This window comes from Streptomyces sp. NPDC088817 (genome assembly GCF_044750345.1).
In the GTDB taxonomy this organism is placed as follows: domain Bacteria; phylum Actinomycetota; class Actinomycetes; order Streptomycetales; family Streptomycetaceae; genus Streptomyces.
Genome location: NZ_JBIVJN010000010.1, coordinates 180,866 through 206,793, shown reverse-complemented (window position 1 = coordinate 206,793; position 25,928 = coordinate 180,866). Strand labels below are relative to the sequence as shown.

At 70.4% G+C, this 25,928-nt stretch carries 20 protein-coding genes and 2 tRNA genes; 9 read left to right on the top strand and 13 right to left on the bottom strand.

What is annotated here, in order from left to right:
* The first annotated feature begins 117 nt into the window (after window positions 1–117).
* Window positions 118–1,134: a hypothetical protein gene (locus ACIP4X_RS20540; RefSeq protein ID WP_358728578.1), complete on the top strand. Its 1,017-nt coding sequence runs from the start codon at window positions 118–120 to the stop codon at window positions 1,132–1,134.
* Between the two features lie 62 nt (window positions 1,135–1,196).
* Here the strand turns inward: ACIP4X_RS20540 and clpX are convergent, their stop codons facing one another.
* The 5 genes from clpX to ACIP4X_RS20515 form a co-directional block, all read right to left on the bottom strand.
* On the bottom strand, window positions 1,197–2,483 hold the full coding sequence (gene clpX / locus ACIP4X_RS20535) for an ATP-dependent Clp protease ATP-binding subunit ClpX (RefSeq protein ID WP_100566838.1): 1,287 nt from the start codon (window positions 2,481–2,483) through the stop codon (window positions 1,197–1,199).
* 159 nt (window positions 2,484–2,642) lie between these two features.
* Window positions 2,643–3,323: an ATP-dependent Clp protease proteolytic subunit gene (locus ACIP4X_RS20530; RefSeq protein WP_358728576.1), complete on the bottom strand. Its 681-nt coding sequence runs from the start codon at window positions 3,321–3,323 to the stop codon at window positions 2,643–2,645.
* Window positions 3,324–3,455: 132 nt separating this feature from the next.
* Window positions 3,456–4,061, bottom strand: a complete 606-nt coding sequence (locus ACIP4X_RS20525) for an ATP-dependent Clp protease proteolytic subunit (RefSeq protein ID WP_199836507.1) — start codon at window positions 4,059–4,061, stop codon at window positions 3,456–3,458.
* A gap of 251 nt (window positions 4,062–4,312) precedes the next feature.
* Window positions 4,313–5,698 (bottom strand): trigger factor, encoded by a 1,386-nt coding sequence (gene tig / locus ACIP4X_RS20520; protein ID WP_358728574.1) that lies wholly within the window; start codon window positions 5,696–5,698, stop codon window positions 4,313–4,315.
* 194 nt (window positions 5,699–5,892) lie between these two features.
* Window positions 5,893–5,969 (bottom strand) — tRNA-Pro (locus ACIP4X_RS20515).
* Window positions 5,970–6,199: 230 nt separating this feature from the next.
* Here ACIP4X_RS20515 and ACIP4X_RS20510 point away from each other — a divergent pair.
* Window positions 6,200–6,270 (top strand) — tRNA-Gly (locus ACIP4X_RS20510).
* A 97-nt stretch (window positions 6,271–6,367) separates the two neighbouring features.
* On the opposite strand, the gene ACIP4X_RS20505 is transcribed toward ACIP4X_RS20510, so the two are convergent.
* The gene (locus tag ACIP4X_RS20505) at window positions 6,368–6,562 is read right to left on the bottom strand and encodes a hypothetical protein (RefSeq protein WP_326802454.1); all 195 of its coding nucleotides are present in this window, start codon (window positions 6,560–6,562) and stop codon (window positions 6,368–6,370) included.
* Between the two features lie 485 nt (window positions 6,563–7,047).
* Here ACIP4X_RS20505 and ACIP4X_RS20500 point away from each other — a divergent pair, with 485 nt between their 5' ends.
* A complete protein-coding gene (locus ACIP4X_RS20500) occupies window positions 7,048–8,232 on the top strand; it encodes an acyltransferase family protein (protein ID WP_401349836.1) in 1,185 nt (394 codons plus the stop codon).
* Here ACIP4X_RS20500 and ACIP4X_RS20495 read toward each other — a convergent pair.
* Window positions 8,222–8,695: an HD domain-containing protein gene (locus tag ACIP4X_RS20495; protein ID WP_358728685.1), complete on the bottom strand. Its 474-nt coding sequence runs from the start codon at window positions 8,693–8,695 to the stop codon at window positions 8,222–8,224. The genes ACIP4X_RS20500 and ACIP4X_RS20495 overlap by 11 nt on opposite strands.
* Window positions 8,696–8,700: 5 nt before the next feature.
* Window positions 8,701–9,894 (bottom strand): PP2C family protein-serine/threonine phosphatase, encoded by a 1,194-nt coding sequence (locus ACIP4X_RS20490; RefSeq protein ID WP_358728570.1) that lies wholly within the window; start codon window positions 9,892–9,894, stop codon window positions 8,701–8,703.
* 162 nt (window positions 9,895–10,056) lie between these two features.
* Between ACIP4X_RS20490 and ACIP4X_RS20485 the strand changes: the two genes are divergently transcribed.
* Window positions 10,057–11,298 (top strand): GNAT family N-acetyltransferase, encoded by a 1,242-nt coding sequence (locus ACIP4X_RS20485; protein WP_358728568.1) that lies wholly within the window; start codon window positions 10,057–10,059, stop codon window positions 11,296–11,298.
* Between the two features lie 10 nt (window positions 11,299–11,308).
* Here ACIP4X_RS20485 and ACIP4X_RS20480 read toward each other — a convergent pair whose 3' ends face one another.
* Together ACIP4X_RS20480 and ACIP4X_RS20475 are read right to left on the bottom strand one after the other, a co-directional pair.
* Window positions 11,309–12,127 (bottom strand): DNA-formamidopyrimidine glycosylase family protein, encoded by an 819-nt coding sequence (locus ACIP4X_RS20480; protein ID WP_391452997.1) that lies wholly within the window; start codon window positions 12,125–12,127, stop codon window positions 11,309–11,311.
* Window positions 12,128–12,311: 184 nt separating this feature from the next.
* Window positions 12,312–12,797 (bottom strand): ribose-5-phosphate isomerase, encoded by a 486-nt coding sequence (locus tag ACIP4X_RS20475; protein WP_358728564.1) that lies wholly within the window; start codon window positions 12,795–12,797, stop codon window positions 12,312–12,314.
* Between the two features lie 219 nt (window positions 12,798–13,016).
* On the opposite strand from ACIP4X_RS20475, the gene ACIP4X_RS20470 reads away from it, so the two are divergent.
* Complete coding sequence (locus ACIP4X_RS20470) at window positions 13,017–14,450, top strand: amino acid permease (RefSeq protein WP_401349830.1); 1,434 nt, start codon at window positions 13,017–13,019, stop codon at window positions 14,448–14,450.
* Window positions 14,451–14,571: 121 nt separating this feature from the next.
* On the opposite strand, the gene ACIP4X_RS20465 is transcribed toward ACIP4X_RS20470, so the two are convergent.
* Window positions 14,572–15,183, bottom strand: a complete 612-nt coding sequence (locus ACIP4X_RS20465) for a biotin transporter BioY (protein ID WP_358728560.1) — start codon at window positions 15,181–15,183, stop codon at window positions 14,572–14,574.
* A gap of 363 nt (window positions 15,184–15,546) precedes the next feature.
* Between ACIP4X_RS20465 and ACIP4X_RS20460 the strand changes: the two genes are divergently transcribed.
* Window positions 15,547–16,929, top strand: a complete 1,383-nt coding sequence (locus ACIP4X_RS20460; RefSeq protein WP_401349827.1) for an amino acid permease — start codon at window positions 15,547–15,549, stop codon at window positions 16,927–16,929.
* 82 nt (window positions 16,930–17,011) lie between these two features.
* On the opposite strand, the gene ACIP4X_RS20455 is transcribed toward ACIP4X_RS20460, so the two are convergent.
* Window positions 17,012–17,686 carry a DsbA family protein gene (locus ACIP4X_RS20455; RefSeq protein ID WP_358728556.1) on the bottom strand — a complete coding sequence of 225 codons (675 nt, stop codon included), beginning with the start codon at window positions 17,684–17,686 and terminating at the stop codon, window positions 17,012–17,014.
* Between the two features lie 135 nt (window positions 17,687–17,821).
* Between ACIP4X_RS20455 and pepN the strand changes: the two genes are divergently transcribed.
* Window positions 17,822–20,410 (top strand): aminopeptidase N, encoded by a 2,589-nt coding sequence (gene pepN / locus ACIP4X_RS20450; protein WP_358728554.1) that lies wholly within the window; start codon window positions 17,822–17,824, stop codon window positions 20,408–20,410.
* Window positions 20,411–20,613: 203 nt separating this feature from the next.
* On the top strand, window positions 20,614–21,678 hold the full coding sequence (locus ACIP4X_RS20445) for a hypothetical protein (RefSeq protein WP_358728552.1): 1,065 nt from the start codon (window positions 20,614–20,616) through the stop codon (window positions 21,676–21,678).
* 78 nt (window positions 21,679–21,756) lie between these two features.
* Here the strand turns inward: ACIP4X_RS20445 and ACIP4X_RS20440 are convergent, their stop codons facing one another.
* A complete protein-coding gene (locus ACIP4X_RS20440) occupies window positions 21,757–22,203 on the bottom strand; it encodes an NUDIX hydrolase (RefSeq protein WP_358728550.1) in 447 nt (148 codons plus the stop codon).
* A gap of 319 nt (window positions 22,204–22,522) precedes the next feature.
* Between ACIP4X_RS20440 and ACIP4X_RS20435 the strand changes: the two genes are divergently transcribed.
* Window positions 22,523–25,855 carry a S8 family serine peptidase gene (locus ACIP4X_RS20435; protein WP_401349822.1) on the top strand — a complete coding sequence of 1,111 codons (3,333 nt, stop codon included), beginning with the start codon at window positions 22,523–22,525 and terminating at the stop codon, window positions 25,853–25,855.
* Window positions 25,856–25,928: the final 73 nt, after the last annotated feature.

The following is a 25,928-nucleotide window of genomic DNA, read 5'->3' as shown; positions in this document are numbered from 1 at the left end:
ACCGCGCTGTCCCGAACCGCATTTGTTTCGTAACGGTGGCGAACCCGATGACATGGTGTGGGCGTACCTGGGCCAGGATGTCAGGGACACATAAGTATCTGGAGGGGAACCCAGGAAATGAGCGAGAACCAGCCGGGCCCGTACGGCGGGCAGCCCCAGCAGCCCGGGCCGTACGGCCAGCCTGGTCCCTATGGCCAGCAGCCGCCGCAGGGACCGCCGCAGCCCGGCTACGGCTACCCCCAGCAGGCCCCTCCCGCCCAGCCGCAGCCCGGCTACGGCTACCCCCAGCAGGCCCCTCCCGCCCAGCCGCAGCCCGGCTACGGCTACCCGCAGCAGCCCGGCGCCCCGGGCGTCCCGCCCCAGCCGAACCCCTACGGCCAGCAGCCCCCGTACGGCGGGCAGCCTCCCTACGGCCAGCCCCCCTACGGTGGCGCCCCGCAGCCCCCGGCCGCCGGTGGCGGCGGCAAGAAGACGGGCCTGATCATCGGCGCGGTGGCGGTCGTCGCGGCGATCGCGGTGGGCGCGTACTTCGTGATCGGCGGGGGCGGCGGCTCCGGCATCAAGAACGACGGCCCGCACAAGCTGACGACGCCGGCGACGGTGCTGACTGAGTACAAGAAGTCCGACGGCGACAGCGGCACCATGTCGAAGAACGACATGAAGGACGCCGAGAAGTGGGGTGTGCACAGCCCCAAGGACGTCAGCGCCGCCTACCAGGCCGGGGACAAGGACAACCCCCTGAGCCAGAAGATGATCCAGTTCGGCGGCGTCTACGGCACGATCGACGATCCCGAGAAGACCGTCGACGCCATGTTCGCGCACATGAAGGACGAGGCCAAGACGAGCAACGGCGACGAGAAGTTCACGTTGACCGGCGAGCCGAAGGCCTACAGCCCCGCCTCGCTGGGCGACGCCGTTCTCAAGTGCCAGCAGGCCAAGGTCGACAACTCCACCGGCGGCGCGGGTGAGCCGAAGGAGATGAACATGACGATCTGCATCTGGGGCGACCACAGCACGCTCGGCGTCGTCATGCCGATGGACATCGCCAACCTCGCGGCGGGCAAGAGCGGCGACCCGGCGGCCGACGCCGAACTCACCGCCAAGTTCCGCAACGAGGTCCGCGTCAAGGCCTGACACACGCCGAAAGGGGCCCCGGTCGGTCGACCGGGGCCCCTTTCTGGTTCGTGCGGCGGCGGTTACGCCGTCTTCTGCTCGCCCGGACCGCGGCCGCGCGCGTCGCGCGGGATCAGGGTCGGGTTGACGTTGGAGAGGACGACGTCGGCCGTGATGACCACGCGGGCCACGTCCTTGCGGGACGGGACCTCGTACATCACGCCCTGGAGCACCTCCTCCATGATGGCGCGCAGACCGCGGGCGCCGGTCTGGCGGAGGATGGCCTGGTCGGCGATGGCCTCCAGGGCCTCGCGCTCGAAGTCCAGCTCCACGCCGTCGAGTTCGAACAGGCGCTGGTACTGCTTGACCAGGGCGTTGCGCGGCTCGACGAGGATCTTCAGGAGCGCCTCGCGGTCCAGGTTGTGGACCGAGGTGATCACCGGCAGACGGCCGATGAACTCCGGGATCATGCCGAACTTGACCAGGTCCTCGGGCATGACGTCCTCGAACTGGTCCTTGGTCTCCAGCTCCCGCTTGGAGCGGATCGTCGCGCCGAAGCCGATGCCCTTGGCGCCCGCCCGGCCCTCGATGATCTTCTCCAGGCCCGCGAAGGCACCGCCCACGATGAACAGGACGTTCGTCGTGTCGATCTGGATGAACTCCTGGTGGGGGTGCTTGCGGCCGCCCTGCGGCGGGACCGAGGCCGTGGTCCCCTCCAGGATCTTCAGCAGGGCCTGCTGGACGCCCTCGCCCGACACATCGCGGGTGATGGAGGGGTTTTCACTCTTCCGCGCGACCTTGTCGATCTCGTCGATGTAGATGATCCCGGTCTCGGCCTTCTTGACGTCGTAGTCGGCCGCCTGGATCAGCTTCAGCAGGATGTTCTCGACGTCCTCGCCGACGTACCCGGCCTCCGTCAGCGCCGTGGCGTCGGCGATGGCGAACGGGACGTTCAGCATGCGGGCCAGTGTCTGGGCCAGCAGGGTCTTGCCCGAGCCCGTGGGGCCCAGCAGAAGGATGTTGGACTTGGCGAGTTCGATGCCGTCGTCCCGGCCCTGCGCGCCGCCGTTCTCGCCGGCCTGGACGCGCTTGTAGTGGTTGTACACCGCGACGGACAGGGCTTTCTTCGCGGCCTCCTGGCCGACGACGTACCCGTCCAGGAACTCGTAGATCTCGCGGGGCTTGGGCAGTTCCTCCCAACGCACCTCGCTGGTCTCCGCGAGTTCCTCCTCGATGATCTCGTTGCAGAGATCGATGCACTCGTCGCAGATGTACACACCGGGCCCTGCGATGAGCTTCTTGACCTGCTTCTGGCTCTTGCCGCAGAACGAGCACTTGAGCAGATCGCCGCCGTCACCGATGCGTGCCACGGTGTGCTTCCCCTTCGCCTGGGAGACGCCTACGTCCAGCGGCTCCTGGTGCTGCCTTATGTCGACGGTACCTTGCCGGGCCCTTCGTTCGGGCCCCCCTTGGCACGGTTCGCTTTGACGTGCACCGTGCCAAGGAGTGGCAGACGATACTGCCTCCCGTCAGCGGACGGACGCGTTGTTCATCTTGCGGGTCGAGATGATCTGGTCGACCAGCCCGTACGACAGGGCCTCCTCGGCCGTGAGGATCTTGTCGCGCTCGATGTCCTCGCGGATCTTCTCGATGGGCGTGGTGGAGTGCTTGGCCAGCATCTCCTCCAGCTGCGCACGCATCCGGAGGATCTCGTTGGCGGCGATCTCCAGGTCGGAGACCTGGCCGCGGCCGGTCTCGCTGTAGGGCTGGTGGATCAGCACCCGGGCGTTGGGCAGCGCCATGCGCTTGCCCGGCGTGCCCGCGGCCAGCAGGATGGCGGCCGCGGAGGCGGCCTGGCCCATGCACACGGTCTGGATGTCGGGCTTCACGAACTGCATCGTGTCGTAGATCGCGGTGAGCGCCGTGAAGGAACCGCCGGGGCTGTTGATGTAGACCGAGATGTCCCGGTCGGGGTCCATCGACTCCAGGCACAGGAGCTGCGCCATGACGTCGTTGGCGGAGGCGTCGTCGATCTGGACGCCGAGGAAGATCACCCGCTCCTCGAAGAGCTTCGCGTACGGGTCGTACTCGCGGATGCCCTGGGAGGTGCGCTCCACGAAGCGCGGGATGACGTAGCGGGACTCGGCCGTGGGGCCGGTGTACTCGGCACGCGTACGGTCGTAGAGGCCGCTGCCGGGGAAGTCGTTCACGGTGTCTCCTGGAAAAGGGCTGGGCGGTCGGCTGGGGCTGGCTGGGCTGCGCGGAGGTCTCGGACCGCCCGCACGGGGGCCGGGACTCCGCTGGAGCGGCTCAGGGGGCCTCGTGGGCCCCGTGGGAGCGGCTCAGGCCCCGGTGCCGCCGCCGCCCGGCATGCCGGCGGCCGTCGGGATGACGTCGTCGATGAGGCCGTACTCCTTGGCCTCGTGGGCGTCGAACCAGCGGTCGCGGTCGGAGTCGCGGGTGATCTGCTCGACCGACTGGCCGGTGTGGAAGGAGGTGAGCTCGGCCATGCGCTTCTTGGTGTGCAGCAGCCGCTCGGCGTGGATCTTGATGTCCGAGGCCGAGCCGGCCAGGCCCGCGGAGGGCTGGTGGATCAGGATCTCGGCGTTCGGCAGCGCGAAGCGCTTGCCGGGAGTGCCCGCGCTGAGCAGGAACTGGCCCATCGAGGCCGCGAGGCCCATGGCGATGGTCACCACGTCGTTCTTGATGAACTGCATGGTGTCGTAGATCGCCATACCGGCCGTGATCGAGCCGCCGGGGCTGTTGATGTACAGGTAGATGTCCTTGTCCGGGTCCGCGGCAAGGAGCAGCAGCTGTGCGGTGATCTTGTTGGCGATGTCGTCGTCGACCGGCTGGCCGAGGAAGATGATCCGCTCGCCCAGCAGCCGGTTGTAGACCTGGTCGCCGAGGCCACCACCGATGGAAGGCTCGCCGGCGGCGGAGGGCATCAGATTCGTCACGTATCCACCTGCTCGTCTTACGACGGCGCCGGGCCGTCTCACGTGTTCCTGCCAGGGGCTTCAGGGGACTCCCCTGCCCCCGTACTCATGGACCCTAACGCGCGGCTCCCTTCGGCGAATCCCGCTGAGGGGAGTGTTCGCCGGGGGCGTAGCGCGCGGGTCCGTGGAAAGGCGAACGGGCCCCAGGTCACCAACGTACCCGGGGCCCGCCCTCCGTGCGCATCCGTATGCCGTACGGATCAGGCCTCGGCCTTCTCCTCGCCCTCGCCCTCGGCGGCGGCGTCGGCGGTCTCGGCCTCGGTGGCCTCGTCCTCCTCGTCGTCCAGGTCGACGATCTCGCCGTTGGTGTCCTTCACGGTCGCGGCCTCGACCACGACGGCCAGGGCCTTGCCGCGGGCGACCTCGCCGACCAGCAGCGGAACCTGGTTCTGCTCGACGACCGCCTGGGCGAACTGGTCGGGGGACATGCCGGAGGAGGCGGCGCGGCGCATGAGGTGCTCGGTGAGCTCCTCCTGGTTGACGTTGAGCTTCTCCGTCTTGACCAGCTCGTCGAGGACGAACTGGGTCTTGATGCCCTTGACCGCGGCATCGCGGGTCTCGGTCTCGAACTCCTCGGCGGTCTTGCCCTGGATCTCCAGGTACTTGTCGAGGGTGAGGCCCATCTGGCCGAGCTGGTGGTGCTCGAGGTTGTGCTTGCGGGTGTTGATCTCGTCCTCGAGCAGCTTCTCGGGGACCGGGACCTCGACCAGCTCGAGCAGCTTGTCCAGGACACGCTCCTGGGCCTGCGTGGCCTGGTCGAACTGCTTCATGTTCTCCAGGCGCTTGCGGCTGTCCGCGCGCAGCTCCTCGAGGGTGTCGAACTCGGAGGCGAGCTGAGCGAAGTCGTCGTCCAGCTCGGGCAGTTCACGCGCGGCGACCTGGGTGACCTTGACGGTGACCTCGGCCTCCTTGCCGGCCGCGGAGCCGCCCTTGAGCTCGGAGGTGAAGGTGGCCTCGCCACCGGCCTCCTGGCCCTTCACGGCGTCGTCGATGCCGTCGAGCAGCTCGCCGGAGCCGATGGTGTAGGAGACGCCGTTGGCCACGCCGTCCTCGAGGACCTCGCCGTCGACCTTGGCCTCCAGGTCGATGGTGACCACGTCGCCGTCCTCGGCGGCGCGCTCGACCGGGCTCGTCGAGGCGAAGCGCTCACGGAGCTGCTCGACGGCCTTGTCGACGTCCTCGTCGGTGACCTCGACGGCGTCGACCTCGACCTCGATGCCGGAGTAGTCCGGGATCTCGACGGTCGGACGGACGTCCACCTCGGCGGTGAAGTTCAGCGTCTCGCCGTCCTTCAGCTCGGTGATGTCGACCTCGGGCTGGCCCAGCGGGTTCAGCTCCGCCTCGTTGACCGCCTCGGTGTAGAACTTCGGCAGCGCGTCGTTGACGGCCTCCTCCAGAACCGCACCCCGGCCGAACCGCTGGTCGATGACGCGGGCCGGGATCTTGCCCTTGCGGAAGCCCTTCACCGTGACCTGCTGGTTGATCTTCTTGTACGCCGCGTCGAGGCTGTCCTTGAGCTCCTCGAAGGGCACCTCGACAGTGAGCCGAACCCGGGTCGGGTTCAGGGTCTCCACGGCGCTCTTCACGGTTCGGTCTCCTTGTGGCTGACTGCTTGGATTCTGCCGGGGCCAGACGGGCCCGGCGGATTTCGCCCCGCCCGGAGGAGTTCGCAGGCCCAAGCAGGACCGGACACACGGGCGCGCAGTTTGCATAATAACCGCAGCCACTCCGCGCCCCCAAAGGCGATCACGCGTGGTGACGCCGACCGGTGGCCGGCGGATGGTCGGGGTGGCGGGATTTGAACCCACGGCCTTCCGCTCCCAAAGCGGACGCGCTACCAAGCTGCGCCACACCCCGTCTGGTGCGACACGTAGGGTACATGCCCGCAGGCAGTGGGGACGCCGCATTCCGCGACCACCGGGATCGCGCCGCCCAGCACGGGGGCGCGCCGGGCGCGAACGGCGCACGGAGGCGGCTCGCGGGGATCTCGCGGGAGCCCGGTCGCGGGAACGGAGTGTGCGTGGACACCGCACGACCCGCTACGATGCCTTGTGTGCCGCGGTCGGCAGACCGGCGGCGCCTTGTGTGCGGGCGTAGCTCAATGGTAGAGCCCCAGTCTTCCAAACTGGCTACGCGGGTTCGATTCCCGTCGCCCGCTCTGTACGACTCAGGGCCAGGTCGGAGGATGTTTCCCCGACCTGGCCCTGATCGTTTCCGGGCCCGGCCCTGATCGTTCCGGGCCGGGCATGCTCTCGTCAGAAACTGATCGAGTTGATCGTGTGCGCTATCGAGTTCAGGAAGCGCTGGATCGACGGCGCCATTCCGGTGGAGGCGAGGAAGAAGCCGAAGAGGATGGCGACGATGGCCGGGCCGGCCTTGATCGTTCCGCCCCTGAGCAGCACCACCAGGATGATCGCCAACAGCAGCACCACTGACAGTGAAATGGCCACAACTGATCACACCCTCGGTCGGTCGCTCTCCCGGCCCGCGGACGCCATCCCCGCGTACCCCACTGGAACCATCGTGCCACCAACCGGGCTCCCCCATGCGGCGGCTGACGCATCCTCGGCCAAGTCCTTCTGCTCCGGTGAGCCCGATCTCCGGGACGCGGTGCTTCTACGGCCGTGATCCGCACGGTAATTCGAGAGTGTCACCGCGCCGCTTCCGCCGGGAATTCAGGGAACTCATCCACATGCCTGCACAAGATGTTCGCAAGGAATTCGAATCGTCACCCCACACGTGAACCCGTGCGCCAACTCATCGTGACGAGTCGGGACATAGGGGGCGACTGCCTCCGCGAAGGGGCTTGCGCGCTGTGTCGACCGTCACCCTCAAAGGCAAGCTTGTTCGTCAAATCCCGGGTAGCCGCGGCGAATAATCAGGAATGACGTCCGGTCTTTTACGGAACCCCGCGGTCGACACTAGGGTGCCTCAGATGCTCCACGCTGCCTCGTCCCCCCGCCAGAACAGAACACCGCTCCTCCCGGCACAGTCCCCGGCCCCGGCAGTGCCGAGTCCGCGCGGATCGGGCGAGCCGGAGGGAAGACCCGCCAAACAGCGCGACGCGTTCTTCGACAACGCGAAGTACCTGGCGATCGTTCTGGTGGCGATGGGGCACTTCTGGGAGCCGCTGAAGGGCGACAGCCGCGCGCTCCAGGGCCTCTACATGATCGTTTACGCCTTCCACATGCCGGCCTTCATCGTCATCTCCGGCTACTTCTCGCGCAGTTTCGACGCCCGCCCCGAACGGCTCAAACGGCTGATCACCGGTGTCGTGGTCCCGTACGTCGTCTTCGAGACCGCCCTCTCCCTCTTCAACCGCTACGCCGGCCACAACCCCGACCAGGACATCAGCCTTCTCGACCCCTGGTACCTGACCTGGTTCCTGTGCGCCCTGTTCGTCTGGCGGCTGATCACCCCGCTGTGGAAGCTGATCCGCCGGCCGCTGCCGGTCGCGCTCGTCATCGCCATGCTGGCGTCGGTCAGCCCGGCCATCGGCAACGACCTGGACCTGCAACGGGTCCTGCAGTTCCTCCCTTTCTTCGTGCTGGGGCTGTCGATGAGGGCCGAGCACTTCCAGCTGGTGCGCCGCCGTTCGGTGCGGATCGCGTCGGTGCCGGTGTTCGCGGTGGCACTGCTCACCGCCTGGTGGGCGGTGCCGCGGATGAACGCCGCCTGGTTCTACCACCGTGACGCCGCACAGGAGCTGGGCGCGCCCTGGTGGGTCGGGCCGGTGATGACGCTGGCGCTGTTCGGCTGCTCGCTGGTGCTGACCGCCTGCTTCTTCGCCTGGGTGCCGGGGCGCCGGATGTGGTTCACGGCGCTCGGCGCGGGCACGCTGTACGGCTATCTGCTGCACGGTTTCGTGGTGAAGGGCGCCGACTACCAGGGCTGGTTCGACCACGCCTGGCTGCACGGCCCGCTCGGCGAGATCCTCGTCACCGTCCTGGCGGCGGCGGTCGTCACCCTGCTGTGCACGGCGCCCGTGCGGCGGGTCTTCCGCTGCGTGGTGGAGCCGGAGATGAAGTGGGCCTTCCGGCAGGAGGCGGGCGAGCAGGCCCGTGAGCGCCGGGAGGCACAGCGGCCGCAGCCGGCGGAGTCCGGCTCGGTCAGCGCCTGACGGGGGCGTCCGGGAGACCGAGGAGTGCGCGCATCCGCGCGTACTTCCCGGTCAGCCGGGTGCGGGTGGCCTCGTCGAGGACCGCGAGACGGGCCGGGTCGGCGTTGTGCGCCAGGTCCGCCTCCTTCACCAGCAACGCCCCGGGCGTGGCGAGGATCCGCCGCGCGTACGCCTCCGGCTCCTCCCCCGCCCGCTTGGTGACCGCGCGCACGATGTCCTTCGTACGGCGGCTCAGCGCGGCCTCGCGCAGCCACCGTTCGGACAGGACGCCGTCCTCCACGGAGTCGTGCAGCCAGGCCGCCGCGATCTGTTCGCCGTCACCACCCCGGGAGCGCACGCCTTCGGCGACGGCCCGGAGGTGCTCGGCGTAGGGCCGGCCCGCCTTGTCGGTCCGGCCCTCGTGAGCGGCCCTGGCCACGGCCTCGACCTCGGCCAGGGACAGGGTGCGCGGGACGCGGGGCATGCCGGTCACGTGCCTGGGGTGTCGGCGTGCCACGACGCCGTGGGGCCCTCGCGGCAGATCAGGAGCAGGGCGCGGTCGTCGTTGACGTCCTTCGCCACCGCCTCGATCAGGTGCCAGGCGGCTCCGTGGAAACCGCCGGCGACATAGCGGTCGGCCTCGCCCGTGAGGCGGTCGATGCCCTCGACGATGTCCCGGTCCGAGGTCTCCACCAGGCCGTCGGTGAACAGCATCAGGACGTCCCCGGCGCGCAGGGAGCCCTTGACCGGGTCGAACTGGGCGCCGTCGTACACGCCGAGGAGCGGACCCTCGGCGGCCTTCTCCTCCCAGCGGCCGCTGCCCGCGCTGAGCTGGAGGCCCGGCGGGTGCCCCGCGGAGTACAGCTCGTAGTCGCCGGAGTCCAGGTCCAGCACCAGGTGGATGGAGGTCGCGAAGCCCTCGTCCCAGTCCTGGCGCAGCAGATAGCCGTTGGCGGCGGGCAGGAACGCGTGCGGGGGCAGGCTGCCGAGCAGACCGCCGAACGCGCCCGACAGCAGCAGCGCCCGCGAGCCCGCGTCCATGCCCTTGCCGGACACGTCCGTGAGCACCACCTCCAGGGTGCGGCCGCCGTTCGTACGGGCGGCGACCACGAAGTCGCCGGAGAAGGACTGGCCTCCTGCCGGGCGCAGCGCCATCTCGTGGTGCCAGCCGCCGGGCAGCTGCGGCAGCTTGCTCTGGACGCGGATGCGCTCACGCAGGTCGAACAGCATGGTGCCGCCGCGCCGCCAGGGCACGCCGACCCGGCTGCGGAACTGGGCGATGATCAGCCCGAAGAAGCCGCAGGCGGCGACCACGAGCACCACGCCCGGGGTCACCCGGGACGGGCCCTCGGTGTACGGTCCGAGCCGCACCGACTCCACGATCAGCGCCGTGGCCGCGGCGGCGTACAGGCCGAGCAGGCTCGCCGGGCGCAGCAGCAGCCCGCCGGCGACGATGGGCAGCACCAGCGCGACCGGCGAGAACCACACCGAGTTGGCGAGCGTCAGCACCAGGATCAGCGGGATGGTCAGCAGCAGGCCGCCGAGCGCGATCCAGTCCGAGCCGTCCCCGCGGAAGTAGTCGACGGCGGCTCTGCGCACGCCGACGCGGGCCCGGTGCCACTGCATCTTCAACCGGGCCGTGAACGTCTCGGCTTCCGCGCGCCGCTGTCGTCCTGCTGCCATTAGTTGGGGACCCTATCCATCCGACCTGACGCTTGGCACGGGAGGTCCCACTTGTCCCCCGTCCGAGGCTCGGATTCACAGTGAACTTCACCGGCGGCCGTCGCGCTGCCACCTGGACGAAATTCGTTCGACCGTTCCGTTGCGCGCTGGTAGGCATGACGCATGGCGACTGAGCATGCGACCGGGCCGAGGGTGCTGCGACGCGACGAGTGGAACCCCTGGTACGACACCCTGATCCGCGCCTTCGGAGGGGTCCCGGAGCCGGACGAGGAGCGGGAGATCTGGAACTCCCTGACCGAGCCGGACCGTTCGCTGGGCGTCTGGGACGGGGACACGTGCGTGGGCACGGCGGGGGCGTTCGGCTTCCGGATCACCGTGCCGGGCGGCGACCTGCTGCCGGCGGCCGGCGTCACGATGGTGAGCGTGGCCGCCACGCACCGGCGGCGCGGTGTGCTGACGTCCATGATGCGGCGGCAGTTGGACGACGTGCGCTCCTGGGGCGAGCCGCTGGCGGTGCTGACCGCCTCCGAGCCCGCGATCTACGGCCGCTTCGGGTACGGCGCGGCGACCTTCCAGCTCGCCGCCGAGATCGACACCGACCGGGCCGGTCTGACGGTCCCGGCCGGTACGGACGACGTACGTCTGCGTTTCGCCGCGCCCGGTGACGTGCTGGACGACTGCGAGGCGCTCTACGCGCGACTGGTGCCCGGGCGGCCCGGAATGCTGGCCCGGCAGCCCGGCTGGGAGCGGGTCGCGCTGCTCGACCCTGAGAGCGCGCGGGACGGTGCCTCGCCGCTGCAGTGCGTGGTCGCCGAGCGGGCCGGCGAGGTCACGGGGTACGCCCGCTACCGCGTCAAGCCCGGCTGGGGCGTCGGCGGGCCGGAGGGCACGGTGCAGGTGACGGATCGGGCCGCGCTGGACCCGGCGAGCGACGCGGCGCTGTGGCGCTTCCTGTTCGGCATCGACCTGACCTCGACGCTGATCGTGCGGGGGCAGCCCGTCGACGACGCCTGGCAGTACCTGGTGTCCGACATCCGGCGGTGCCGGCCGCGGCTGCGGGACTCGCTGTATGTACGGCTCGTGGACGTGGGGGCGGCGCTGGCCGCGCGGACCTACCAGACGCCGGTGGACGTGGTGCTGGAGGTGGCGGACGACTTCTGCCCCTGGAACGCCGGGCGGTGGCGGCTGACCGGGGACCCGAAGGGCGCCTCCTGCGAACGCACCTCGGACGCGGCGGAAATCTCCCTGTCCGTACGGGAGTTGGGGGCGGCCTATCTCGGCGGCGTGCCGCTGGCCGGGCTGGCGGCGGCCGGGCGGGTGCGGGAGCTGCGGCCCGGGGCGCTGGCCCCGGTGTCGGTGGCGTTCGGCTCGGCGGTGGCGCCGTGGCTGCCGCACGGGTTCTGAGACGGGCGTCTCATCCGGCCCTCGCGGGCTGCTGGCAGGTGGGGCACCAGAAGAGGTTGCGGGCGGCGAGGTCCGCGGTGCGGATGTCCGCGCCGCAGATGTGGCAGGGCAGGGCGCTGCGCCGGTAGACGTAGACCTCGCCGCCGTGGTCGTCGACGCGGGGCGGGCGGCCCATGGCCTCGGGGGTGTGCTCCGGGCGGACGGTGTCGATGCGGTTGTTGCGGACGCCCTCGCGCATGAGGGCGACGAGGTCGGCCCAGATGGCGTCCCACTCGGCCGGCGTCACGCCGCTGCCGGGGCGGTAGGGGTCGACGCGGTGCCGGAAGAGGACCTCGGCGCGGTAGACGTTGCCGACGCCCGCGACGATCTTCTGGTCCATCAGCAGGGCGGCGATGGTCGTACGGCTGCGGCGTATGCGGGCGTAGGCCCGGTCAGGGTCGGCGTCGGGGCGCAGCGGGTCGGGGCCGAGGCGGTCGTGCACGGCCTGCTTCTCGGCGTCCGTGATCAGGGCGCAGGTGGTGGGGCCGCGCAGGTCGACGTACGAGGCCGTGTTGGCGAGGCGGAGGCGGACGGTGTCCGTGGGCGGGGGCGCGGGGGCGCCGCCGAAGGTGACCTTGCCGAAGAGGCCGAGGTGGATGTGGACCCAGTCGCTCTCGCGGAAGCGCAGGAAGAGGTGTTTGCCGTGGGCTTCCGTGCGGGTGAGTTCCGCGCCGGTGAGGAGGGGGGCGGCGGTGAACTGGCCCTGGGGGCTGGTGACGGTGGCCTGCCGGCCCTGGAAGTGGGTGGCGTAGTCCTGGGCCAGGCGGTGGATGGTGTGCCCCTCCGGCACGGGTGTCCCTCTCTTGTGGTTTTTTTGCCCGCCCACCCGCCCGTCTCGGTGGGTGGAGGGGGCACCGGCCCTGGGGCTTCGCCCCAGACCCCGCCGGGGCTTCGCCCCGGACCCCGTTTCCCACCCACCCGCCCGACTCGGTGGGTGGAAGCGGGACCCGGGGGCGGGGCTGCGTCCCGGAGTTCTACTGCTGGGGGTGGTGAGGGGGGATCGGGGGGAGTTCGCCCGTCGACTCGTAGGTGTCGAGCATCTCGATGCGGCGGACGTGACGCTCGTCGCCGGAGAAGGGCGTGCCGAGGAAGGTCTCGACGAACTTCGTCGCCTCCTCCTCGGTGTGCATGCGCGCGCCCACCGCGACGACGTTCGCGTTGTTGTGCTGGCGGCCGAGGGAGGCCGTCTCCTCGCTCCAGGCGAGGGCCGCACGCACGCCCTTGACCTTGTTCGCGGCGATCTGCTCGCCGTTGCCGGAGCCGCCGATCACGATGCCGAGGGAGTCGGGGTCCGCCGCCGTGCGCTCCGCGGCGCGCAGGCAGAAGGGCGGGTAGTCGTCCTGGGCGTCGAAGATGTGGGGTCCGCAGTCGACGGGGTCGTGGCCCGCCGCCTTGAGCCACTCGACGAGGTGGTTCTTGAGTTCGAAGCCCGCATGGTCGGAGCCGAGATACACGCGCATGGTCCGAGTGTGACATGGCGGAATGCGGACGGCAGAGCCGGGTCGGCGCACTATCACACCCGCGAGAAAGAAATATCTAAAACTTCAAAAGCTCAAGAAAACCTCAAGTAACAATTACATTTCGAAGGTTCACGGATTCCAATGCCTCCGATTCACTGGACCATCCCGTACACCGCTCGTGCGGGGGACCGCTCCATCAGAGCAAAGGAATTTCCGTCCATGACTAGTTCGGGGCTCCAGGCCGGGCTCAAGAACCGCCATCTGTCGATGATCGCGATCGGCGGCGTCATCGGCGCCGGTCTCTTCGTCGGTTCCAGCTCCGCCATCGCCACCGCCGGACCGGGCATCCTCCTCTCCTACGCCCTCGTCGGCACGCTCGTCGTCCTCGTGATGCGCATGCTCGGCGAGATGTCCGCCGCCAACCCCACCTCGGGTTCCTTCTCCGCGCACGCCGACCGCGCGCTCGGCCGCTGGGCCGGGTTCTCGATCGGCTGGCTGTACTGGTTCTTCTGGGTCGTCGTGCTGGCCGTGGAGGCGACCGCGGGCGCCAAGATCCTCTCCGAATGGGTGCCGGCCGTGCCCCAGTGGGGCTGGGCCCTCATCGTCATGGTGGTGCTGACCGCCACCAACCTCATCTCCGTCGGCTCCTACGGGGAGTTCGAGTTCTGGTTCGCCGGGATCAAGGTCGTGGCGATCGGCGCGTTCATCGTCATAGGCGCGCTGGCCGTCTTCGGGCTGCTGCCCGGCGTGCACAGCGACAAGGCGGGGCTCGGCAACCTCACCGACCACGGCGGATTCCTGCCGAACGGGCCCGGCGCCATCCTCACCGGTGTCCTGCTCGTCGTCTTCTCCTTCATGGGCAGCGAGATCGCCACCCTCGCGGCGGGCGAGTCGGAGGACCCGCAGCGCGCTGTCACCAAGTCGACCAACAGCATCATCTGGCGTATCGGCGTCTTCTACCTCGGCTCCGTGTTCGTCGTGGTCGCCCTGCTGCCCTGGAACGACAAGTCGATCACCGAGAAGGGCTCCTACGTCGCCGCCCTCGACTCCCTCGGTATCGCGCACGCCGGTCAGATCATGAACTTCATCGTGCTGACCTCGGTGCTCTCCTGTCTCAACTCCGGTCTCTACACGGCCTCCCGGATGGCCTTCTCGCTCGGTGAGCGCGGGGACGCGCCGAAGGTGTTCGCGCGGACCACGCGCCGCGGTGTGCCCATGGCCGCGATCGTCTCCTCGGTCGTGTTCGGCTTCGTGGCCGTGTTCTTCAACTACAGGTTCCCGGACTCCGTGTTCCTCTTCCTCGTCAACTCCTCCGGCGCGGTCGCCCTGTTCGTCTGGCTGGTGATCTGCTTCTCGCAGCTGCGGATGCGGAAGATCATCCAGCGGGAGGCACCGGAGAAGCTGGTCGTGAGGATGTGGCTGTACCCGTATCTGACGTGGGCGACGGCTGCGCTGATCGTCTTCGTCTTCGGCTACATGCTCACCGACACCGAGCACGACGGCCGCGAGACCGTGCTGCTGTCGATGCTGGTCGCGGCGATCGTGCTGGCGATCGCCTTCGTCAAGCAGCGGCTCGACAAGGGCCGTGCGGCGGCCGCGGCCCCGGCCGCCGAGCAAGCGGACGAGAAGACGGACAAGGTCGCCACCGGCTGACGACGCCGGGGCGACAACGGCGAAGAGGCCGGCCGGTGGACGTCAGCGACGTCCACCGGCCGGCCTCTTGCGCGAGCTTCCGCGGATCGGCGGAGAACCTACGCGGGCGGGAAGGGTGCGGTCACTTCCCGGCCAGCTTCCAGGCGGTGGGCAGCAGGCCCATCGCCAGGGCGGCCTTGAGGGCGTCGCCGATCAGGAACGGGGTGAGGCCGGCTGCGATCGCGGCGGACGCGGACATGCCGGTGGCCAGGGCCAGGTAGGGCACGCCGACCGCGTAGATGATCGCCGTGCCCAGCACCATCGTGCCGGCCGTTCGCCAGACGTTGCGGTCGCCGCCGCGGCGGGCCAGGGCACCCACGACGGTGGCGGCGAGCAGCATGCCGAGGACGTAGCCGAAGGAGACGGAGCCCGCGCCCGAGGCGCCGCCCGCGAACCACGGCACGCCCGCCGCGCCCGCGAGCACGTAGAGCGCGAGGGCGACGAGACCGCGGCCGGCGCCCAGCGAGGTGCCCACGAGCAGCGCCGCGAAGGTCTGGCCGGTCACCGGCACCGGGGAGTGCGGCACGGGCAGCGAGATCTGGGCGGCCAGTCCGGTGAGCGCGGCGCCGCCCACCACGAGGGCCATGTCCCGGACACGGGTGGGGGCACCGCCCTGCTCGAAGAGCTTGGGGGAAGGCAGGAGGTCGGCGAGGACGACCCCGGTACGGGCGGGGGTGGCGGCAGCGGTGCTCATGGGGACTCCGCGGGGAGAGGGCAGTTCGGGACAGCGTGACGCTATCCCAGCGGTGGCGCGGCGATCACCGTCAGCGGTCGACAAGGGGGGAGCGGACGCTTGGTCCGTTTCGCACAAAGGAGGGTCCGTACACCCGGCGGGACGTGATGCCTGTCACTGAGGTGGCGCGGTTTCCGCCACGTGTGGGGAGACGACGGCGACTGTAGGGTCCCGCCAAAACGACCGGGCCGCTCGCCGCAGTAGCCGTCTTCTCACTCTGCGTACGGCGCGCGTCCGGATGATGAGCGGCCGCTCCGACGCGGTGGGGCGGCCGCCCAGACTGTGGAGGCTTTCGCACCTGCCCCCCACCGGACGAGCCGCCCCATGCCAAGCAGCACCACCGTCGAAACGCCTCCCCGGGCGGACGACGCCTCCCTGTCCCACGGCCTGAAGCAGCGCCATCTGTCGATGATCGCCCTGGGCGGTGTGATCGGCGCCGGCCTCTTCGTCGGCTCCGGCGCGGGCATCGCCGCGGCCGGCCCCTCGATCGTCGTCGCCTACGCCCTGTCCGGCGCGCTCGTCATGCTGGTCATGCGGATGCTCGGCGAGATGTCGGCGGCGTACCCGTCGTCGGGCTCGTTCTCCGCGCACGCCGAGCGGGCGTTCGGTCCGTGGGCCGGTTTCACCGCGGGCTGGTCGTTCTGGGTGCTGCTGTGCACCGCGGTCGGTCTGGAGGGCATGGGCGCCGCGAAGATCGTCACCGGATGGCTGCCGGGCACACCGGAGTGGGTGTGGGTGGCGCTGTTCATGGTGGTGTTCTGCGGCACGAACCTGGCCGCGGTGAAGAACTTCGGCGAGTTCGAGTTCTGGTTCGCCGCGCTGAAGGTCGGCGCGATCACCCTGTTCCTGGTCCTCGGTGTGCTGGCCGTCGCGGGCGTGTTGCCCGGTACCGACTCCCCGGGCGCCTCGAACCTCACCGACTTCCTGCCGCACGGCGGCCACGGACTGGTCGTCGGCCTGCTCGCCTCGGTCTTCGCCTACGGCGGCCTGGAGACGGTCACCATCGCGGCGGCCGAGTCGGAGAACCCGGTGCGCGGCGTGGCGAGTGCCGTGCGCACGGCGATGTGGCGCATCGCGCTGTTCTACGTCGGCTCCATGGCGGTGATCGTGACGCTCGTCCCGTGGGACTCCGCGGAGGTCGTCGGGAAGGGCCCGTACGTCGCCGCGCTGGACCACCTCGGCATCCCGGGCGCCGGTCAGCTGATGAACGTGGTGGTGCTGGTCGCGCTGCTGAGCGCGATGAACGCCAACATCTACGGCTCCTCGCGCATCGCGTACTCGCTGGTCGAGCGCGGTCAGGGACCGAAGGCGCTGGCCAGGGTCAGCGGTGGGGTGCCGCGGCGCGCGGTGCTGGCCAGCTCCGTCTTCGGTTTCGTCTGCGTGCTGCTGAGCTACTGGCGGCCCAACGACGTCTTCCCCTGGCTGCTGAACATGATCGGCGCGGTGATCCTCGTCGTCTGGATCTTCATCGCCGTCTCGCAGCTGCGGCTGCGCCGCAGGCTGGAGCAGGAGGCGCCGGAGAGGCTGGCGGTCCGGATGTGGGCGTTCCCGTGGCTCACCTGGGTGGCCCTGGCCGGCATGGCGGCGGTCTTCGCCCTGATGGCCGTCGAGTCCGGCACCCGGGTGCAGCTGTACTCGACGGGCGGCATGACGCTGGTTCTGGCGGCGGCCGGGTACCTCTGGCAGCGCGGGCGCGCCCGGAGCTGACGCGGCGCGGGACACCGCCGGACGAAGAAGGAGAAGCCCCCGCGAGCACGCGACTCGCGGGGGCTTTCGCCGGCCGGACGGGTCACAGGTTGCTGAAGTCCGGCCCCGCCGTGCGGGTGCGCTTGATCTCGTAGAAGCCGGGGACGGAGGCGACCGCGAGGGTGCCGTCCCAAAGGCGGGCGGCCTGCTCACCCTTGGGGGTGGGGGTGACGACCGGGCCGAAGAAGGCGATCTGCTCGCCGTCGGGGCCGGGGACCGCGATGACCGGGGTGCCGACGTCCTGGCCGACCTTCTCGATGCCCTCCTTGTGCGAGGCGCGCAGTTCGGCGTCGAACTCGAAGTCCTCCTGGTCGGCGTAGTCGATCAGGTCGGCGGGCAGGCCCACCTCCTCGAGCGCGGCGACGACGGCCTCGCGGGTGGGGCCCTCGCCGCGGTTGTGGAAGCGGGTGCCGAGCGCGGTGTAGAGCGGGCCGAGGACGTCCTGGCCGTGCTTCTGCCAGGCCGCGGTGACCACGCGCACCGGCCCCCACGCCTTGGTGGTCAGCAGCTCCCGGTAGTCCTCGGGCAGTTCGTCCAGCTTCGGCTCGTTGAGCACCGCGAGGCTCATGATGTGCCAGCGGACCTCGATGTCCCGCACCTTCTCCACTTCCAGCACCCAGCGGGACGTCATCCAGGCCCAGGGGCACAGCGGGTCGAACCAGAAGTCGACAGGAGTCTTGCCGGACGGCGGGGTCGCGGCGGAGGCGGTCTCGGACATGGCTCTCCTCGGTAAAAGGTCGTTGAACTGCCAACATCGACGATCGGGCACCGCATTCCCGGCTGCCGCGCCGCATATCCGCATGGCAGGATCGATGCTGTCCACATCGTGAAAACATCCGAGGGAGTGCCGCCTGTGCCCGGTGAGAATCTGTCCCGCGACGAGGCCCGGGAGCGGGCCGCACTGCTGTCCGTCGACGGGTACGAGGTGTCCCTGGACGTGCGGTCCGCGGTGGGCGAGGACACCGGGGACGGTCCGCTGACGTTCCGGTCCGTGACGACCCTCCGGTTCCGCTGCAACGAGCCGGGCGCGTCGAGCTTCGCCGACCTGATCGCGCCGAGCGTCACCGCCGTCTCGCTCAACGGCAGGGACCTCGACCCCAGCGAGGTCTTCGACGGCTCCCGGATCCTCCTGGAGGACCTGGCCGCCGACAACGAGCTGGTCGTGGACGCGCAGTGCGCCTACTCGCGCACCGGCGAGGGCCTCCACCGCTTCGTCGACCCGGAGGACGGCGAGGTCTACCTCTACACGCAGTACGAGCCCGCCGACTCCCGCCGGGTCTTCGCCAACTTCGAGCAGCCCGACCTCAAGGCGCCGTTCCGCTTCGAGGTGCGGGCGCCGGAGGCCTGGACGGTGTGGAGCAACGGGGCGGGCCAGGCGCAGGACGGGGTGTGGCGGTTCGCCGAGACCAAGCCGATCTCGACGTACATCACCTGCGTGGTCGCGGGCCCGTACCACTACGTGACGGACTCCTACGAGCGGGTGTTCGAGGACGGTACGCGGCTGGAGATCCCGCTGGGCGCGCTGTGCCGCAAGGGGCTCGCCAGGCACTTCGACGCCGACGACGTCTTCCTGGTCACCAAGCAGGGCCTGGACTTCTTCCACGACCACTTCGACTACCCGTACCCGTTCGGCAAGTACGACCAGGCGTTCGTGCCCGAGTACAACCTCGGCGCGATGGAGAACCCGGGCCTGGTCACCTTCCGGGAGGAGTACATCTTCCGCGGGAAGGTCACGCAGGCCTCCTACGAGGCCCGGGCCAACGTGATTCTGCACGAGATGGCGCACATGTGGTTCGGCGACCTGGTCACCATGGAGTGGTGGGACGACCTGTGGCTGAAGGAGTCCTTCGCCGACTTCATGGGCTCGTTCTCGCTGGTCGGCGCGACCCGCTTCACCGACGGCTGGATCACCTTCGCCAACCGCCGCAAGGCCTGGGCGTACCGTGCCGACCAGCTGCCCTCCACGCACCCGGTCACCGCGGACATCCGCGACCTGCAGGACGCCAAGCTGAACTTCGACGGCATCACCTACGCCAAGGGCGCCTCGGTGCTCAAGCAACTGGTGGCGTACGTCGGCCAGGACGCGTTCCTGGAGGGCGCGCGGCGCTACTTCAAGCGGCACGCCTACGGCAACACCCGGCTGGGCGACCTGCTCGCGGTGCTGGAGGAGACCAGCGGCCGGGACATGGGCGCGTGGGCGCGGTCGTGGCTCCAGACGGCCGGGGTCAACTCGCTGACCCCGCAGGTGGTGCTGGGCGCCGACGGCCGGATCGAGGAGCTGGCGGTGATCCAGGAGGCCGCCGGGTCGCATCCTGAACTGCGCCCGCACCGGGTGGTGGTGGGCCTGTACCAGCGGTCCCAGGTGGGTGCGCTGGAGCGGTACGCGCGCGCCGAGACCGACGTGGCGGGCGCCCGTACGGTGGTGTCCGAGCTGGCGGGTGCGGACGCGCCCGATCTGGTGCTGGTCAACGACGACGACCTGACCTACTGCAAGATCCGCTTCGACGAGACCTCGCTGGCGACGCTCCGGGAGCACCTGGGCGGCCTGACCGATCCGCTGGCCCGCGCGCTGTGCTGGTCGGCGCTGTGGAACCTGACCCGGGACGCGCTGCTGCCGGCGCGGGACTTCGTCGGTCTGGTGCTGCGCTTCGCAGGCCGGGAGACGGACATCGGCGTGCTCCAGATGCTGCACGCCTGGGCGGAGTCCGCGCTGGTGCACTACGCGGCGCCGCAGTGGCGGGAGACGGGCGGACGGGCGCTGGCCGAGGGGGCGCTGGCCGAGCTGCGCCAGGCCGAGCCGGGCAGCGAGCACCAGCTCGCGTGGGCGCGCTTCTTCGCCACGGCGGCCTCCGCGCCGGACGACCTGGAGCTGCTGAAGGGTCTGCTGGACGGCTCCGAGGAGATCGCCGGCCTGAAGGTGGACCAGGAGCTGCGCTGGGCGTTCCTCGAGCCGCTGGCGGCGCACGGGGTGGCGGACGAGAAGGCGCTCGCCGCCGAACTCGCCCGGGACGACACCGCCTCCGGCAAGCGGCACCAGGTGCGCTGCCTGGCCGCGCGGCCCTCGGCCGCCGTCAAGGCGCGGGCCTGGGAGCAGGTGGTGGACTCGGACGCGTTGTCGAACGCGCTGGTGGAGGCGACGATCGCGGGCTTCGGGCAGTCCTCCCAGCGGGAGCTGCTCGCGCCGTACGCGCCGAGGTACTTCGAGGCGATCGAGCGGGTGTGGACCGAGCGGTCCATCCAGATCGGCATGGACGTCGTGCGGGGGCTGTTCCCGGCGTTGCAGGACTCGCCGGAGACCCTCCGGGCGGCCGACGCATGGCTCACCGCGCACGAGGGAGCCGCTCCCGCGCTGCGCCGCCTGGTGCTGGAGGCACGGGACGACCTGGCCCGTACGCTGCGCGGGCAGGAGTGCGACGCGGCGGCCGGAACGTCCGCCGGCTGACCCGTAGTTCTGGCCAAGGGTCGGGCGTGCGGTAACTGTTACACGATGCGTGCCCGGCTTGCCGTAACCCCTGGTCCGCCCGCGAGGCGACCAGGGGTTTTCGGCATCCGAACATCCGTCCTTTAGGGCGAGCTTGTCCAGGTTTGTCAACGGGCGTGTAACAGCGGTTACCGGCCGCACACGGTGCGGGAAACGTGCCGGACATGACCCACGAAACCCCGCTCTCCCCCCGCCCCCTGCACCATCTCGCCGAGACCCCGCGCCGGGTCCTGACCACCGCTCAGCTGCGCGAGCACGGAGTGTCGGCGGCCGAGGCCGCCGGACGGTGCCGCGCCGGCGGGCCCTGGCAGGAGTTCCTGCCGGGTGTGTTCCTGCTCCATCCGGGCCCACCGACCAGTGAGGAACGGCTGCACGCGGTGCTCCTGTACGCGGCGCGCGGTCCGCTCCCCCGCGCGGCCGCCGGGGTGCCGGCGCAGCCGACCGCCCAGGGCCCGCACCGGCCGGTGTACGCGGAGGTGATGGTCACCGGCCTCGCGGCGCTCACCCTGCACGGACTGGCCGCGTCGCCCGGTCTGCCGGCGCTGGAGAAGATCGACGTCCTGGTGGAGCGCGGCCGGCGGCTGCGTTCGGCCGGCTGCGCGCGGATCGTCCGGGCGGCCGGCCTGCCCGCCGCCGAGGCGGTCACGGGCCTGCCGGTTGCCCCGGTGCCGCGCGCCCTGGCGGACGCGGTGGCCGGTCTGTCCGACGCGGGCACGGTACGGCGGCTGCTGACGGAGGCGGTGCGCGGCGGGTACTGCGAGCCGTCCGCCGTGGTCCGCGAGCTGACCGGTGCCGGGCTGCTGAGCCGGCCGCACGTGGTGGACGCGGTGGACCTGCTGCTGGCCGAGCGGCGGGCGCTCGCGGAGGACCGGCTGTACCGGATGGTGCGCGAGCACGGCCTGCCGGACCCGGTCTGGAACGTCGACCTGCGGCTGCCGGGCGGCCCGCTGCTCGGCGGCGTGGACGCCTACTGGCCGGAGCACGCGGTCGCGCTGGAACTGGACACCCGCGCCCACCGCCAGGGGGGCCGGCCGGACGACGAGGCCGTGTGCCCCGACCACGCCGGCAAGCGCGAGCACCTGGAGCGGCTGGGCATCACGGTCGTCCACCTGACCCCCAGGAAGCTGCGCGAGTCCCTGGAGGACCAGGCGACGGTCGTCCGCACCGCCCTGATGGCGGCCACCGACCGCGACCCGGCCGCATACGTGGTGGCGCTCCCCCGGTCATGACCGGACGTCCGCCGGGGGCGCACCAGGAGGGGAGAGGAGGGGCCGCCGGACCACGATCCGGCGGCCCCTCCTCGCGCGTCAGGCGGGGTTTCCCGCCGGCGGGCGGGTGTGCCACAGGTGGAGGCCCACGTCGACCAGGCCCACCCGGGGGAGGGCGGGCACCGCGGACAGGGGGTGCCAGGCCGCCCGGTCGGTGGAGCCGGCCGTTTCGTGGCGCAGTTCGCCGCCGGTGACACGGGCGTCGTAGAGGATGCGCAGGCCGTGGAAGTCGGCCTGGGCGCCCTGGGGGCGCGGGTAGTGGCGGCGGACGGAGTCCAGGCCCAGGAGGGCGACCGGTTCGACGGTGTAGCCGGTCTCCTCCTCGGCCTCGCGCACGACGGTGTCGTAGGGGTCCTCGCCGTGTTCCATGCCGCCGCCGGGCAGGGTCCAGCGCCGGGTGCCGTCGCCCGCCACAAAGCGGGCCAGCAGCAGCCGTCCGTCCCGTACACACACGGCGTAGGCCGCCACCCTCAACTCCTGGTTCATGGGGGGACGTTACGGCAGGAAGGGGGCTGTCCGGAGCGAATCGGCGAGGTCCACGGGGCCGGTGCGGGGCGGAGTGAACACCCGTGACGGCAGGGGCGGTCGCACTCCCCCGGCACCGGGAGAAGCGCCATGTTTTGGGCCCCTATGCCCCTCGTGGCGCATGGCGGAAGTACGCCATGCGTCCATCCGGTCAGGACCAACTCTCGTCAAACATCTTTCCTTTAGGTAAAGCTGAGCGATCATCCGACTCCGAAATGCGGACGATCGCGATCGACCCCGATCGCACCTCGCTTGGTTCCTTTACCTGCAAGGGATGCCGATGACCCCCGACCCCCAGCGCGCACCGCTCACGGGCGCAAGACGCCTGGCCCGTATCGCCATGGCCGCCGGCGTGGTGGCCGCGCTCTCCGTGGCCGGCCCGATACCCCTGGCCGTCGCCCAGGACGGCCCCGCGTCCACTGACCCGGCCGTCAAGCCGGCGGGCGACAAACTCGGTTCGGCCGGCGCCGAACTGCTCGCCGAGGCCAAGGCCGAGGGCGCCAAGAACGTCACCATGATGATCGCGACCGCGCCCGGCGAGACCGCGCAGGTCGCCAAGCAGCTGAACGCGGTCGACGGCGGCGCCGTGGGCCGCACCTACGACAAGCTCGGCTACGTCCGCGCCACCGTGCCGACGGGCAAGGCGGACTCGGCGATCGCCGCCGCCGCGAAGCTGTCCTCCGTGCAGGCCATCGACCTCAAGCAGGACATCCCGCTCGACGACCCGAGGCCCGAGGCGGACTCCCCCGAGGGCAAGGGCAAGGACAAGAACAAGGGCAAGGACAAGGGCACTTACCCGGCGCCCGACAAGAACACCCCTGCCGAGAACCCGTACAACCCGTCCTTCGAGACGGGCGCCGTCGACTTCGTGAAGAAGAACCCGAAGGCGGACGGCCGCGGCGTGACGATCGGCGTCCTCGACTCGGGTGTCGACCTGGGCCACCCCGCCCTCCAGAAGACCACCACCGGCGAGCGCAAGATCGTCGACTGGGTCACCGCCACCGACCCGATCGTCGACAGCGACGGCACCTGGCGTCCGATGACCACCACGGTCACGGGCCCCCAGTTCACCTCGGGCGGCAAGACCTGGAAGACGCCGGCGGGCAGCTTCCTGTTCAACACCTTCAGCGAGTCCGCGACCAAGGGCGGCGACGCCGACGGCGACCTGGACCGCGACGGAAAGACCACCAGCGTCTGGGGCGTCCTGTACGACCCGGCGAACGGCACCGTCCGCGTCGACCTGAACAACAACAACGACTTCACGGACGACGTTCCGATGAAGCCGTACAAGGACGGCTACCAGGTCGGCTGGTTCGGCCAGGACAAGAAGGACCCGGCGACCGGCGCCGACCTGCGCGTGCCGTTCGTCGTGGAGATCCGCAAGGACGTGGCGATGGACCCCTACGGCGGGTCCTGGGTCGGCAAGAAGGCCGACTTCGTCAACATCGGCGTCATCGAGTCCGAGCACGGCACCCACGTCGCCGGCATCACCGCCGCCAACAGCCTGTTCGGCGGCAAGATGAACGGCGCGGCCCCGGGCGCGAAGATCGTCTCCTCCCGGGCCTGCAACTGGAACGGCGGCTGCACCAACGTCGCGCTCACCGAGGGCATGATCGACCTCGTCGTCAACCGCGGCGTGGACATCGTCAACATGTCCATCGGCGGCCTGCCGGCGCTCAACGACGGCAACAACGCCCGCGCGCAGCTCTACACGCGGCTCATCGACACCTACGGCGTGCAGCTCGTCATCTCGGCGGGCAACAGCGGTCCGGGCCTGAACACCATCGGCGACCCCGGTCTCGCCGACAAGGTCATTTCGGTCGGCGCGACCATCTCCAAGGAGACCTGGGCCGCCAACTACGGCTCCGTGGTGAACAAGTCGTACTCGATGATGCCGTTCTCCTCGCGCGGTCCGCGTGAGGACGGCGGCTTCGCGCCGATCATCTCGGCGCCCGGTGCGGCCATCAACACCACCCAGACCTGGCTGCCCGGCGGCCCGGTCGCCGAGGCCGGCTACTCCCTGCCGGCCGGTTACTCGATGCTCCAGGGCACCTCGATGGCCTCCCCGCAGGCGGCCGGCGCGTCCGCGCTGCTGCTGTCGGCGGCCAAGCAGAAGCACATCGACCTGCCCCCGGCGAAGCTCCGCACCGCGCTGACCTCGACCGCCCAGCACATCAAGGGCGAGCAGCCGCACAGCGAGGGCGCCGGCCTGATGGACATCGTCAAGGCCTGGAAGTCGATCGAGAAGGGCGCCTCGGCGCACGAGTACACGGTCAAGGCTCCCGTCAGCACCTCGCTGTCCTGGGCGCTTCGGACCCCGGACTTCGGCGACGGTCTGTACGACCGCGAGGGCGGCCTGAAGAAGGGCCAGAAGAAGACCTACGACGTCCAGGTCACCCGGACCACGGGCGCGGCCGGTTCGGTCAAGCACCACCTGAGCCTGAAGAACGACGACGGCACCTTCAAGATCGTTGGCGCGCACGAGGTCTCGCTGCCGCTGAACAAGCCGGTGACGGTCAAGATCGAGGCGCGTCCCGCTTCGGCAGGCGTGCACAGCGCGATCCTCGAGGTCGACGACAACCGCACCGAGGGCGTGGACAAGCAGATCATGCTGACCGTGGTCGTCGCCACGGACATCGCCAAGCCCTCCTACACCTACTCGGTGTCGGGTGTGGCACAGCGCAACAGCACCGAGTCGTACTTCGTGACCGTCCCCGAGGGCGCGAAGACCCTCGAGGTCTCGATGAGCGGCCTCAAGGACGGCAGCCAGACCCGCTTCATCGCGATCCACCCGTACGGCACCCCGGTGGACAACACCTCGACCCCGTACTGCTACCCGAACTACAACAACCCGGCCAACACCTGCCGTCCGGACGTGCGTTCGTACGCCAAGCCGATGCCGGGCGTGTGGGAGATCGAGGTCGAGGCGCGTCGCACCTCGCCGCTCCTTGACAACCCGTACAAGCTGAACGCGGCGGTGTACGGGCTGGACTTCAGCCCCGCGGTGCAGACGGTCGACGAGGCGAAGGCCGGTGTGCCGACCCCCGTGTCCTGGACGCTGACGAACAAGCTCGCCGGTCTTGACGCCCAGCTCAAGGGCGGCTCGCTGGGCTCGTCGAAGTCGGACCGTCCCGGTATCCGTGACGGCGAGGAGCAGACGATGACCATCGTCGTTCCGGCCGGTGCGGAGCGCCTGGACGTCGCCATCGGCAACGTCTCGGACGCCGGGGCCGACCTGGACCTGTACGTGTACAACGCCGCCGGCACGCGCGTCGCCTACTCGGCAGCGGGCGGCTCGGAGGAGTCCGTCTCCATCGCCAAGCCCGCCGCGGGCACGTACACCGTCCTGATCGACGCCTACTCGGTGCCGGCCGGCACCACGGCCTACGACTACCGGGACGTGTACTACTCGGCGGCGCTCGGCTCGGTCAAGGTCGACGAGGCGAAGTTGTACACGCTCGCCCCGAACGGCACGGCGCAGATCTCCGCCGACGTCGTCGCGAACCAGCCGGCCCCCGCGGGCCGCGAGTTCTTCGGCGAGGTGCAGGTGCTGAACACCCGGGGCACCGCCGCGGGCCTGGGCAGCGTGAAGATCGGCAAGGTCGTCCAGTAACGGCGGTCTCCACCTCCGGTACGTGACGACGGGGCGGGCTCCATCCGGAGCCCGCCCCTTGCGTTTCCGGTGC